Annotated in this window: 9 protein-coding genes and 2 pseudogenes; 5 read left to right on the forward strand and 6 right to left on the reverse strand. The window is 35.4% G+C overall.

Annotated features, from left to right (window positions below; genetic code table 11):
- Positions 1 to 65 precede the first annotated feature (65 nt).
- The 3 genes from AC2CGR_RS24390 to AC2CGR_RS24400 all read right to left on the reverse strand — a co-directional run bounded on the left by AC2CGR_RS24390 (position 66) and on the right by AC2CGR_RS24400 (position 4,364).
- Complete coding sequence (locus AC2CGR_RS24390) at positions 66 to 857, reverse strand: endonuclease/exonuclease/phosphatase family protein (RefSeq protein WP_087964094.1); 792 nt, start codon at positions 855 to 857, stop codon at positions 66 to 68.
- Positions 858 to 861: 4 nt separating this feature from the next.
- A complete protein-coding gene (locus AC2CGR_RS24395; protein ID WP_000705537.1) occupies positions 862 to 2,499 on the reverse strand; it encodes a PTS transporter subunit IIBC in 1,638 nt (545 codons plus the stop codon).
- A gap of 200 nt (positions 2,500 to 2,699) precedes the next feature.
- Complete coding sequence (locus tag AC2CGR_RS24400; RefSeq protein WP_484481307.1) at positions 2,700 to 4,364, reverse strand: glycoside hydrolase family 13 protein; 1,665 nt, start codon at positions 4,362 to 4,364, stop codon at positions 2,700 to 2,702.
- Positions 4,365 to 4,607: 243 nt separating this feature from the next.
- Here AC2CGR_RS24400 and AC2CGR_RS24405 point away from each other — a divergent pair, with 243 nt between their 5' ends.
- Entirely contained in the window at positions 4,608 to 5,942 is a 1,335-nt protein-coding gene (locus tag AC2CGR_RS24405) for an FAD-binding oxidoreductase (protein WP_087964092.1), read from the forward strand.
- Between the two features lie 30 nt (positions 5,943 to 5,972).
- On the opposite strand, the pseudogene AC2CGR_RS24410 reads toward AC2CGR_RS24405, so the two are convergent.
- Both AC2CGR_RS24410 and AC2CGR_RS24415 read right to left on the reverse strand, forming a co-directional pair.
- Positions 5,973 to 6,545, reverse strand: a pseudogene (locus AC2CGR_RS24410) (methyl-accepting chemotaxis protein); the annotation flags it as partial.
- 369 nt (positions 6,546 to 6,914) lie between these two features.
- Positions 6,915 to 7,265 (reverse strand): annotated as a pseudogene (locus AC2CGR_RS24415) (HAMP domain-containing protein); the annotation flags it as partial.
- Between the two features lie 210 nt (positions 7,266 to 7,475).
- Between AC2CGR_RS24415 and AC2CGR_RS24420 the strand changes: the two are divergent.
- The 3 genes from AC2CGR_RS24420 to AC2CGR_RS24430 all read left to right on the forward strand — a co-directional run bounded on the left by AC2CGR_RS24420 (position 7,476) and on the right by AC2CGR_RS24430 (position 9,893).
- Complete coding sequence (locus AC2CGR_RS24420; protein WP_000616945.1) at positions 7,476 to 8,198, forward strand: amino acid ABC transporter ATP-binding protein; 723 nt, start codon at positions 7,476 to 7,478, stop codon at positions 8,196 to 8,198.
- Between the two features lie 116 nt (positions 8,199 to 8,314).
- A complete protein-coding gene (locus AC2CGR_RS24425; RefSeq protein WP_000823731.1) occupies positions 8,315 to 9,109 on the forward strand; it encodes an ABC transporter substrate-binding protein in 795 nt (264 codons plus the stop codon).
- Between the two features lie 91 nt (positions 9,110 to 9,200).
- Positions 9,201 to 9,893: an amino acid ABC transporter permease gene (locus tag AC2CGR_RS24430; protein WP_000461611.1), complete on the forward strand. Its 693-nt coding sequence runs from the start codon at positions 9,201 to 9,203 to the stop codon at positions 9,891 to 9,893.
- Between the two features lie 52 nt (positions 9,894 to 9,945).
- On the opposite strand, the gene desB is transcribed toward AC2CGR_RS24430, so the two are convergent.
- The gene (gene desB / locus AC2CGR_RS24435; RefSeq protein ID WP_000661225.1) at positions 9,946 to 11,031 is read right to left on the reverse strand and encodes a Delta(10) desaturase DesB; all 1,086 of its coding nucleotides are present in this window, start codon (positions 11,029 to 11,031) and stop codon (positions 9,946 to 9,948) included.
- A gap of 580 nt (positions 11,032 to 11,611) precedes the next feature.
- On the opposite strand from desB, the gene AC2CGR_RS24440 reads away from it, so the two are divergent.
- Positions 11,612 to 13,138, forward strand: coding sequence for an FAD-dependent oxidoreductase (locus AC2CGR_RS24440; RefSeq protein WP_270185548.1), 1,527 nt, complete (start codon positions 11,612 to 11,614; stop codon positions 13,136 to 13,138).
- The last annotated feature ends 189 nt before the right edge of the window (positions 13,139 to 13,327 follow it).

Genomic DNA, 13,327 nt, shown 5'->3' on the forward strand with positions numbered 1-13,327 from the left:
TTGGAAATACTTGTATTCCTAAAAAAATCCTCACAGCTTTTTATTATCTGTGAGGATTTCTTCTATTATATATCCACTTGCACTTCTACACCGAAATGATCTGAAATTATATTTCGGTTTGTACCATTAAAAATAACTTTTGAAGAACGAACTTTTTCACTTCGGTTACACAATATTAGATCGATTCGCAAATTATGTTTATTTTCATCCCAACCAGCAATCTCACCTTGGACAGTTGTTCCTTCATCCTTCTCTATTGCTAGTTCATATGTGTCATGCAAACCTTTTTGCATCATATATTCATAGCCCTCACCTTGCAAACGGGCATTATTATTAAAATCACCCATTAAGAAGGAAATTCCATTGCTATCTACATGCTCCATCAAACGATTCACTTGACCTTTAAATGATTCTTCTTCATCATTCCACCAACCGAGGTGGCAAGAGTAAAACGTGATGTTCTTACCATTGTAAGCAATTGTTGCACTTACAATTTTGCGTGTTTTCCAATACGTTGTATCCTTATTTTCTGAAATAAAGAACGTATCTTCTTTTACAACATTATGCTTCGTTATAATCGCTAATCCTTCTTCATACACATCATAACCAATATGAGAGAAATCCCAAGTAATATTGTAATCTTTTACATGTAACGCTTTTAACTCTTCTAATAGTAAAAGTCCAAAATTATCTTCTTTCTTGTTACCGCATACATTTTTAGCTCCTATCGACTGACTTACTTCTTGCAATGCGATAACATCGTACTCTTCTTCTTGAATGACTTTAGCAAGATATTTTATCTTTTCTATTTGATTTTCTTCTTGCCAAGAGTGACAGTTTAAAGTTAGCAATTTCATATTATTACGCACCTAACATATCTTGAATGTCTGACTTTAATACGTCAGCTTTCGGGCCATATACCGCTTGTACACCTTTATCTTTTACGATAAGTCCTAAAGCACCATTTTGTTTCCACTGCGCTTCTGGTGCAACAACATCTAAATCTTTTACTGTTACACGTAAACGTGTCATACAAGCATCTACGTCAGCAATATTTTCTTTTCCACCTAATAAATCAATAACCTTTGTTGCTAATGAACCATCTTGTACATTTCCTGTTCCTTCTGATGCCTCATCTTCATTATCAATATAGTTACCTGCACGTCCTGGTGTTGGTAAGTTGAACTTTTTAATTAAGAAATTGAATAATGTAAAGTTCAGACCGAAGAATACTAATGAAACGATAACGAAATTGATTAAATCTCTAGTTAGTCCTGCATTAACCATCATCGGTGTACGAGTAATTAACTCAATGAATCCGAATGCGTGAACACGTAAGTTAATTAAATCTGCTAATGCGAATGCAAGTCCTGTTGTAATTGCATATACAACATATAATACTGGAGCAATAAACATGAACATGAATTCAATTGGTTCTGTTACACCTGTTAAGAATACTGCTAATGCTGCTGATAAGAACATTGGTTTATATTTTGCACGTTTTTCTTTATCAACATTACGGAACATCGCGAAAGCAATACCCATTAATGCTGCTGTTGAACCGATAACTTGTCCAGCTTTGAAACGAGCTGGTACAACATTATTTAATAGATCGTTATATGCTTTTGTATCTCCATTTGCTAATAAGTTATTTAAATCTGTAATCCATGCAAGCCATAAAGGATCTTGTCCTGCTACAACTTGTCCAACTTTTGAGCCAGTTAACATCGTATATGTTCCACCTAGCTCTGTATAGTTCATCGGAATTGTTAACATATGGTGTAAACCGAATGGTAATAGTAAACGTTCTAACGTTCCATATACAAATGGTGCAACAATTGGTGCACTATCTTTTGAAGCTGCAATCCAGCGACCAAATTCATTTAATCCACTTTGGATGAATGGCCATAAAAGTGATAATACAATTGCAGTTACTGTAGACCAAACAATTACAACGAATGGTACGAATCGTTTTCCGTTAAAGAATGCTAATGCTTGTGGCAGTTTGTTATAGTTATAATATTTGTTATATAAAGTAGCTCCTAAGAAACCTGTGATAATCCCTACGAAAACCCCCATGTTTAATGCTGGTGCACCAAGTACAGAAGTAAAGTAATCTTTTACAATTAAGTCCCCTGCTAATACTGAAGAAACTTTCGCTTTTGAATCCGCTAACATTTCAGCGTTTACGCCAAATATAGCTCCTGTAATTCTGTTTGTTAAGACGAATGCTAATAGCGCTGCAAATGCACCACCTGCGCGATCTTTCGCCCAAGATCCCCCAATTGCTACTGCGAATAAGATGTGTAGATTAGTAATAATTGCCCAACCGATGTCTTCCATTACGCGAGCGATTGTATGAACTGCGTTAATATCCCCAGCAGACATTCCAATTAACTTACCGATAGAAATCATTAAACCAGCTGCTGGCATTACAGCTACAACAACTAATAACGCTTTCCCGAACTTTTGCCAAAAATCAAAAGACGTAATTTTCATCTGTTCTTCCTCCCCTTTATTTATAACAACATAATGATTTAAATTATAATTTCTGTTTCCTTTATGAAAACGATTCCTTATTTCGTTTTTATCTTTACGCAACCGTTTTCATAAATCTATTTTAATAAAAGCGTTTTCACTTTGCAATAGAAATTTATTATTTTTCATAAAAAAAGATGCTCTTAGAGCATCCTTTTTTATTATGAAATGCGATAAACCCTTGTTTCATAAGGCTTTAACGTGATTGAAGTTACTTGTTCATGTTCCGCAACTTCATAGTTATTTAAAAGCAAACGTTTGCGTTCTAGTACAAATGAATCCTCATTATATACAGCTTCCTCTTTTGAGATATTACTAATTACAATGATTTTTTCATCGTTTAATGTACGAGTATATGCATAAATTTGCGGATCATCTTCTAAAAGTAAATCGTACGTACCATAATTCAGTACATCGTGCTCTTTTTTCAAGGCAATCATTTTCTTATAGAAATTGAAAATAGAGTTCTCTTCATTCTTTTGCTTTTCAACATTAATTTCTTTGTAGTTTGGATTCATACCAAACCAAGTTACACCTGTTGTGAAACCAGCATTTATCTCATCGCTCCACTGCATAGGTGTACGTGAATTATCGCGGCAAGAAGCCCATATAATTTCCATCATCTCTTGATGAGATACACCCTCTGCAATTTTCTCGCGATATAAATTTTTAATTGCTACATCATCGTAATCTTCAATGTTTGGGAATTGAACATTTGTCATCCCAATTTCTTGTCCTTGATAAATAAACGGTGTACCGTGCATAAAGAAATACATTGCTCCAAGAGCTGTTGCACTTTCACGCCAATATTGTTTATCATCTCCCCAAGTTGAAACGATACGTGGCTTATCGTGATTCTCAATATATAAAGCATTCCACCCTTTATTTTCTAACCCTTTTTGCCATTTCGTTAATACCTTTTTCAGCCCTACAACATCAAGATCTTTCTTCTTTTCTGCATCCCATAAGCTTAAATGTTCGAATTGGAATACCATATTGAACTTACCTTGCTCTTCTCCAACCCAAAGCTCAGCATCTTCAATCTTAACACCATTTGCTTCACCAACAGTCATAATATCGTACTTAGAAAATGTATTTTCTTTTAACTCTTCTAATAAAGGTTGAATACCATCCACATTCATATGTTTATCAAAAGATGATACATACTTTAGTTCTTTTGGATTTGGCATATCTTTAAAGCCATCTTCTTTTTTAATATGGCTGATCGCATCCACACGGAAACCATCAATTCCTTTATCAAGCCACCAATTAACTGTATCGTATAACACTTCGCGAACTTCTTTATTCTCCCAGTTTAAATCTGGTTGTTTACGTGAGAATAAGTGTAAATAATATTGTCCTGTTACTTCATCATATTCCCATGCCGAACCATTAAAAATACTTTCCCAGTTGTTTGGTTCCGCACCATCTTTACCATCATGCCAAATATACCAATCACGCTTCGGATTGTCTTTAGATGAACGAGACTCAATAAACCATGGATGTTCATCACTTGTATGATTAATAACTAAATCAATAATAAGCTTCATATCACGTTTATGAACTTCATCTAGTAAAGCATCAAAGTCTTCCATCGTACCAAACTCATCCATGATATCTTGATAATCACTAATGTCATAACCATTATCATCATTAGGTGACTTATACATTGGACAAATCCAAATTACATCTATTCCTAAATCTTTTAAATAATCCAGTTTCGCAATAATACCTTGTAAATCTCCAATACCATCGCCATTTGAATCCATAAAGCTACGTGGATAAATTTGATAAGCAACCGCTTCTTTCCACCATGTTTTATTCATAGTCATTCTCTCCTTTTGCATCCCATCAGAATTTTATGCAAACGTTTTCGTAACACTATCATAACAAAATATGAATAGTTTGCAACTGTTTTCATTGAACTCTATGTAGTTTCTTTATTCTTATGCTTTATTTATTTCTCACAAAGGCAAATCTCATTCTTCTCATCTCCTTGTCCACGCACGTTACATATACTTTTCATATATTAATAAAAAGCACCGCTTATTTTAGAAAGGAGTGATAAATTGAAACAAACAAAATTAACAGGGCGTATCGTCGTTCCTTCAGACCCTGACTATGACTTAGCCCGAATGAACTTAAATTTAAGTATTCCAAAACTCCCTTGTATTATTGTTTTTTGCCAAAATAAAAATGATGTGTGTAACGCCTTAAAATGGGCACGCGAGCGTCATGTACCATTTCGCTTAAGAAGCGGACGTCATAGCTATGAAAATTTTTCTCTTTTAAATAGGGGACTTATTATTGACGTGAGTGAAATGCATCGTATTACTGTTCATACAGATAAATTAACAGCAACAATTGAAGCTGGTGCAAACCTTGGCACTGTTTATAAAGAACTTTGGAATTATGGTGTGACAATACCCGCTGGTACAAGCGCAAGCGTTGGAATTGTTGGATTAGCACTTGGCGGTGGCATCGGTATGCTTTCACGCTTATTTGGATTAACATGTGATCAATTAATAGAAGTTGAAATGGTACAAGCATGTGGTAAATTTGGAGCAAAAATCATTCGTGCAAGCGAACATGAAAACCATAACTTGTTTTGGGCATGCCGCGGTGGCGGTGGTGGAAACTTCGGAATTATTACTTCTTTGACTTTTCGCGTACACCCTATAAAAAATGTATCAATCTTCTCCATTACATGGGAATGGGAAGATTTTATTGCTGCCTTTCAAGCTTGGCAAAACTGGGCGCCTTATGTAGACGAACGTCTTACTTCATCAATTGAATTATTCACAAAACAACAAAACAAAATTGAAGCACAAGGTGAGTTTGTTGGCTCTCCCTCTGAACTCCATTCCTTATTATCTCCTCTTCTTGAAACTGGTACCCCCTCTCTCTTTATAGATGAAGTTCCTTATATAAAGGCTGTTGAATTTTTTAACAGTGGTAACATCCCTGAAAACTTCAAGCGCTCCGGTTCCTACGTATATAAACCTATTCCTCTTAAAGGAATTCAAATCATGCAGTATTTTCTTTCACATGCACCAAATAAAGATGCGAGTATTTGGCACCAATCGCTCGTAGGTGCTGTTGAAAATATTCCGCCTACTGAAACAGCTTATTTCCATCGCAAAGCAATTATTGCGCAAGAATACATTACCTCTTGGAAATGTGATGATGAAGAAAATCGAAATATACGCTGGGTTAAAGATTTACGAGAAAGCTTAGATCCTTATACACTAGGTGACTATGTCAATTGGCCCGATATCGACATTAAAAATTGGCAAACTAGTTATTATGGACCTAACTTTCAAAGATTACGTAAAGTGAAAACCATATATGATCCTTGCAATGTTTTTCGTTTTCAACAAAGTATTCCACCCTTTCATACGTAAAGAGGAAGAACAAAATACTGTTCTTCCTTTTTACATTGAAAATCGTTCAATTGTTTGTTTCAAGTCTGTTGCTTGCTTCTCTAAATCCTTTAATAATTGATCGATCGCTATCATATTTTGAGATTGTTGCAACGTCACACGTGCTACTTCTTGTGAACCAGCTGACGTTTCTTCAGCAATTGCTGCTACAGCCTTCGTCTGTGCACCTGTTTGATGAATGTGACTCACTTGTTCATTCATATAGCTACTAATTTGCTTCGTTGCATCCGCCACTTCCATAACACTTGATGACATTTCTTTTAAAATTAATTCGGTAGCTTCCCCACGTTTCGCCTCTTCTTTAGCTATTTTCACTTGTTCTGTCATTTTCGTTGCAACTTGTTGCACTTCCTCTTGCATATTCCGTAATAACTGCGATATATTTCTTGCAGAATGGTCACTTTCATCTGCAAGTTTACGTACTTCTTCAGCTACAACGGCAAAGCCCCGTCCATGCTCTCCAGCACGAGCAGCCTCAATAGAAGCATTAAGTGCTAATAAATTCGTTTGGCTAGCAATCTCACTCACAACAGATACAATATGTTCTACTTGTTTCATTCTTTCCTCTAACTTCTGTACATTTTGCATTGAATCTTCATTTTCTTTCGCCAATGTTTGAATACCTTGAATTAAAGACGTAAAGACACGAGTACTATGCCCTAAAGCTTGAACCATTTCTGAAGACAACTCATCAGACTGTTTTGCTTTCTCTTCTACTTCACTTGCAATAGAAGTTGTTGTATCAACAGCGGAAACAATCGCTTGAATTGATGCCGCTGATTGCTCAGCGCCAGAAGAAATCTCTGCAAGAGTTTCAGAAACACCTTGTGCTTGTTTCGTTGCTTCCCCTGTTTGCTTTCTAATTTGCTGAACTTGATTATTTGTATACGAAAATGTTGTATCAATATTTTTCACCATGCCCCTTAAGTTTCCTAGCATCATATTAAATGCAACACTTAAAGATTTAATCTCATCATCTGTTTTTGGTAATGGAACGTCTTCACGAATATCTCCTTCAGCCGCTTTTCTCGCCGCCTCCTCTAACTTTCGCAGCGGTTTAATTAAAAATATGGCTGCTCCATATGCTAAAATTCCAGACCATACTACCCCTAATAACATAACGATAACATTATAAACAGTTTGACTTACATAACTTTGAAAATAATCATATATCACATAAATAAAAAATATACTTGTTGAATATGTAATAAAAGCTAAAACTGTAGTGAATAGCATAAGTTGTGTACGTAAGCCAAAGGAAAATGTTTTCCTTTCTTTTTCCATCTCTTCTTTCCCCCTTTTTATAAGCAATATAAGTACTGCCTATATATTATTATCCATATTTTCGTTATAGAAAGATATAGGGATTTTAAAAATCATTATTCCCTTGAATATCAAATCACCCGAAAAAAATAAAGGATTCTGACAATTTATGACTAATAACAGAAATAAGGGGCAACATTTGTAAAATATATTTTTGACTGGGGGTTTTGTATGATTCAGGTTCGAAATCTAGTAAAATCGTTTGGCTCACTTGATGTTTTAAAAGGAATTGATTTAGAAGTACAAGAAAAAGAAGTTGTTGTTTTAATTGGTGCCAGTGGTTCCGGTAAAAGTACATTACTTCGCTGTCTTAACTTTTTAGAAATGTACGATGAAGGTGAAATTCACTTACAAGGTGAACGAATTGATCCAAAGCATTCAAATTTAAACAAAGTCCGTGAAAATGTCGGTATGGTTTTTCAGCACTTTAACCTCTTTCCCCATATGACCTCACTAGAAAACATCATAGAAGCACCTATTCATGTAAAAAAATTAGAAGCTGCAAATGCAAAGGAAATCGGAAATCAGCTTTTACAAAAAGTCGGCCTACAAGATAAAGCAGATGTAACTCCCCACCTCCTATCAGGTGGTCAAAAGCAGCGTATTGCGATTGCACGAGCTCTTGCTATGAATCCTAAAATTATGCTATTTGATGAACCTACCTCAGCCTTAGACCCTGAACTTGTTGGAGAAGTATTGCAAGTTATGAAAGAACTTGCTGAAGAAGGAATGACCATGGTTATTGTTACTCATGAAATGAATTTCGCAAGAGATGTAGCTGATCGCGTCATTTTTATGGATGATGGAAAGATTGTAGAGGACGCTCCGCCAGCACAATTCTTTTCATCTCCATCACATGAACGAGCAAAACAATTTTTACGCAACGTTTTATAACTTCTGTTTCAAATGAAAAGAAATACATTCATACGGTACACAACTAATCATCTAAATAAAATATCTCAATAACATACTTAAAACCATCCGTATGATCAATATATAGGAGGGGTTTTATGAAAAGAAAACTATTAACCATTGTTGCGAGTATTACATTATGTACATCCTTTATACTAGGAGCCTGTAGTAAGGAAAGTGCTACTACTTCTTCAAATGGGGAAAAAGAATTTCGTTATGCGATGAGTGGCTTGTATAAACCTTTTAACTATAAAGAAAATGACGGAAAGCTTGCCGGGTTTGATGTGGAAATAGGTGAGGCACTTGCGAAAAAAATGAATATGAAACCAACTCCTATTACAAATCCATGGGAAACGCTAATCCAAGGTCTCAAAGCGAAAAAGTATGATGTAATACTGGGCAGTATGGCAATTACAGAAGAACGCTTAAAAGCTGTTAATTTCTCAAATCCTTATTATCGTTCTGGTGCCCAAATTTTTGTAGCTAAAAAGAATACATCAATCTCTTCTCCAGAAGATTTGAAAGGTAAGAAAATTGGTGTTGTAAAAGCTAGTACCTTTAAAGCCCTTGTTGCAAAACATACAGATCAAATTACAGAATACGATAGCGATATTACTGCACTTATGGACTTAGAGCCTGGACGCATTGACGCAGTAATTACAGATCAAATGGTTGGTTTACGCATGATCAAAGAAGGTAAATCAAATATAAAAGAAGCTGGAAAACCACTAAATCTTGATGAAATGGGAATTGCTATTCGTAAAGATGATAAAGAAATGGTCGAGAAAGTAAATAAAGCTTTAGATGAAATTATTAAAGATGGTACGTATGAAAAGATCAGTAAAAAATGGTTTGGGCGTAATATTCTTGGTGAAGAGGAAAAAACGAAGTAATTTAGCCATTCAAAGTTTCCCTAAATCATGCCCCACTTTATGTGGGGCATTTCATTCTCTACTAAAATCTATACAATATGAGGTGAAACGCATGTTTGAAATTTTTATGTCTACCTATCCCACACTCTTAAAAGCTACTATTGTCACATTACAATTAACACTAACATCCCTATTACTCGGTTCACTAATTGGATTACTATTCGCTTTCTTTCGAATCTCTAACAATAAAGTTTTAAATAGTATTGCTCACGTATACATCGCCATTATTCGTGGTACACCTTTAATTGTTCAAATCGCCATTCTCTATTTTGGGATTACATCCGTTGTTGTTTTCACTCCTTTTTGGGCAGGAGCCATTGCTTTAGCAATCCACAACGGTGCATATATTACTGAAATTTTCCGAGGCTCTATCCAATCTGTCGATCGTGGACAAATGGAAGCAGCTCGCTCTCTAGGTATGCCATATCCTTTAGCGATGCGCCGTATTGTATTACCGCAAGCATTTCGTCAATCTATTCCTCCTTTAGGAAATCAGTTTATTATTGGATTAAAGGACTCTTCCCTCGTTGCTTACGTAGGATTGTCCGAATTATGGGGATCAGGTTTATCCATTGCTGCAGGTAACTTCCAACAATTAGATACATACATGATCGTTGGTTTATATTACCTCGTACTTGTTCTTCTATTTACTTATTTTGTTAATCTTTTAGAAAAACGATTACAGCGAAAAGAAACAAACTCCGTTCAAGTTAATACAAAGAATAAAAAAGAAGTCTCTTTATAAGAAAAAGCAAGCCTGAGATGGCTTGCTTTTTCACTGCAACATATATCAATTTTTACTGATTTACTTTTTTAATACTCTCTTCTTCCTCTATATGTTCCTCACGATATGAAATATTATGAGGATCTAGCCCATTTCCTAAAGAGCCATAGAAATGCTCTCTATGCGGATCGACTAATTCACTTCCTTGATAATACACACGTGGTGTATTCCATAGCGCTGCCAAAGCTTTTGTCATCGGCATCTCATGATAGCGTTCCGGCCACATTTCTTTAATTTTCTCTTTTACTAACGGGTAGTATTTAGAGCTCATAGCAGGGAACAAATGGTGTTCTGTATGATATGAGAAATTGAAATGTAAAACGTCTACCCAACGCGGCACTGTTACTGATAAACAGTTTGCTAACGGATCATTTACTGGAACAATTGGGTTTAAGCGATGATTTGTTGCGATATATGCCATTACAATAAAGTTAGCAATTAACAATGGAATCACATATGCAAATAACCATTTTCCAGGTCCCATAATAAACAATAAACTAATCCAAACAGTCCAAGGCAAAAGAAGTTGAAGCCATACAGATTTTTGATTGGATGACTTAAACTCTTTTATAAAATGAAAGAACATTCGAGTCGAATGCAATGTAAATTGAATGGTTAGTGACAGAAAACTAAAGAATGAACGTACATGAAGAGGCATGCGATATACCCAGCTCAAAAACTTACTCTTTTTAAGCTTCTCAAGTGTAGGCCATGCATCTGGATCATTCTCTTCATGTTGTGTATGAACGTGATGCGTTGCATTATGCCACTTTCTCCAAAGTTTAGGACCTGTTGATAATGGCATAAATGCAATTGCTCCTAAGAAATCACGAAGCCATGCCTTTCTTACAACAGTTCCATGTAAAATTTCATGCCCTAAAAACCCAAGTGAAGCAAAACATAATCCAAGAACGATCGCAATTCCTAGATTAGCCCACACATTCAATTCGAATACACCAATCGATATTAACCCCGCCAATGCCACAAGTAAATAAGCCAGTCCGCCAAATAAACGAGTAGGAACTGGTTTAAATGCTTTTTTCGGCAAATGTGGTGATACACGTGCTGCATACCACCCAAACGTATGAAGCTCCTTCATCCTTTTGCCCCTTTCTTATGCCGCGCCTTGCGCAACTTACATATATCAATTCTTGCTTCCAGATTGATTTTATTAGTTGATTAAAAAGCATCTATTATAAGGAAAATATACTCACTCTATCGTCACTTATTTTTCGCTTTTATTATCAATGAAAAACATTTCTCTTTTTACTCTCTATCAACCTTTCCACATGATGAATCATATCAATAGAATTTCCACATTGTCAACAACTTTTATGACCTAGTAATAAAAGTTGGTTATATTTTTATAATTATACTTTATTTCACTAAAGAAAAAACATAGATTTTATAAGGTTTCATTCATTATGCATATACGTATTTTGCCATGCTATAGACTCTATCTTATTCAAGAACTCTCTATGTAAACAACAAATATACTCATCTAAATCTAGCTTTACACAACTCCTACCTCTTCATACCGATAACGCCTAATAATTATATTAAGATAATTTTATCTTTCTTTTAAATAAAAATAGCCTCCCCCTAAAACAGCACACATGAATTTCATATCATATGGAAATATTAAAAGGAAAATTGTTCTAAATCAGGAGGTTTCCTTAATGACAAGCGATATATTTCCACAATTCCCATCATCTTATTGGATTGAATCTACTCAAATACCTGCTTTTCCCCCTTTATCTGAAAATATAAAGACAAAAGTTGCTATTATCGGTGCTGGTATAACAGGTATTACTACTGCCTATTTACTTGCAAAAGAAGGCATCGATGTTGTGTTAATTGATTCTGGTCTTATTTTAAACGGGACTACTGGGCATACAACAGCAAAGGTAACTGCACAACATGATCTTATTTATGATGAATTAATAAATCATTTCGGTATCGAAAAGGCCGGGCTTTACTATGAATCAAATAATCATGCTCTACAATTTATTAATGAAACTGTGCAAACATATAAAATCGACTGTAATTTCTCAAATGAAGATTCATATTTATATACAACTACTGATAAGGGATTAAGAAATTTATCGAAAGAATATGAAGCCTACCAAAAATTAAATATACCTTGTGACTATGTACAATCTCTATCGATTCCAATTCCAGTACAATCTGCACTTGTCATGAAAAACCAAGCACAATTTCATCCCCTTCTTTATTTGAAAATACTTTTAGAAAAGTTTGTGGAGATGGGCGGCAAAGTTTATGAACAAACAACAGCTATTGATGTGGAAAAGGGGGATTATCCACAAGTCATTACAAAGGGCGGACATCGCATCACTTGTGAATATGTTGTCTCTTGTTCACATTTTCCTTTTTATGATGCAAATAGCTTTTTCTTTACGCGAATGTACGCAGAACGCTCTTATGCTCTTGCTATTAAAGCAAAAACAGATTATCCAGGTGGCATGTATTTGAGTATTGATGATCCAAAACGCTCCTTACGCTACACAACAAACAATGGTGAAAAATTAATTTTAATTGGAGGAGAAAGTCATAAAACAGGACAAGGAATAAACACGATGCTTCATTACGAAGCACTTTATTCTTTTGCGGAAACAACGTTTGGAATAGATGAAGTTCCTTATAGATGGTCAGCACAAGATTTAATCACGCTAGATAAGCTCCCTTATATTGGACATATTAACGAGAGCAATCCAAACATATTTGTTGCAACTGGATATCGTAAATGGGGAATGACAACTGGAACTGCTGCCGCTCATTTACTGAAAGATTCCATTCTAAAAGTAGACAGTCCATATAAAGAACTGTATGCCCCCTCACGCTTCCATGCAAATCCAGATATAAAAACGTTCATCTCCCAAAACATTGATGTTGCGAAACATTTAATTGAAGGAAAGATTGAAACCGCATTACGTAAGCCAGAAGATCTCGAAGTTGGCGAAGGATCTGTCGTACATGTTAACGGGAAACGGGCAGGTGCTTATAAAGACAAAGAAGGAAAATTACATATTGTCGATACAACTTGTACACATCTCGGCTGCGAAGTTGAATGGAATAATGGTGATTGTACTTGGGATTGTCCTTGTCACGGTTCCCGCTTTTCAATTGAGGGAGATGTTATTGAAGGTCCGGCAGATCAACCGTTAAAACGAGTTGATAATGAGTAAACAAATAAAGAAGTTCAACAGAATGACTGTTGAGCTTCTTTATTTGTTATAAAACCTTTTCAGATAAAGTGAAACTTTAATCAGCCCTCACCAATCGGGCTTTAATGGGCAGCCCGACCCCCACCTAACTTCTTTGCTTTCGCTGAATTTTGAGGTGGGGGTCTTACTGCCCATTAAAGCGGGATAAAT

The organism is Bacillus sp. LSHTCR4 (assembly GCF_057197025.1).

Coding starts and splice junctions, on each gene's coding strand:
- AC2CGR_RS24390 (WP_087964094.1), bottom strand. CDS start 857: ATGAAATTGCTAACTTTAAACTGTCACTCTTGGCAAGAAGAAAATCAA.
- AC2CGR_RS24395 (WP_000705537.1), bottom strand. CDS start 2,499: ATGAAAATTACGTCTTTTGATTTTTGGCAAAAGTTCGGGAAAGCGTTA.
- AC2CGR_RS24400 (WP_484481307.1), bottom strand. CDS start 4,364: ATGAATAAAACATGGTGGAAAGAAGCGGTTGCTTATCAAATTTATCCA.
- AC2CGR_RS24420 (WP_000616945.1), top strand. CDS start 7,476: ATGATTCAGGTTCGAAATCTAGTAAAATCGTTTGGCTCACTTGATGTT.
- AC2CGR_RS24425 (WP_000823731.1), top strand. CDS start 8,315: ATGAAAAGAAAACTATTAACCATTGTTGCGAGTATTACATTATGTACA.
- AC2CGR_RS24430 (WP_000461611.1), top strand. CDS start 9,201: ATGTTTGAAATTTTTATGTCTACCTATCCCACACTCTTAAAAGCTACT.
- desB (WP_000661225.1), bottom strand. CDS start 11,031: ATGAAGGAGCTTCATACGTTTGGGTGGTATGCAGCACGTGTATCACCA.
- AC2CGR_RS24440 (WP_270185548.1), top strand. CDS start 11,612: ATGACAAGCGATATATTTCCACAATTCCCATCATCTTATTGGATTGAA.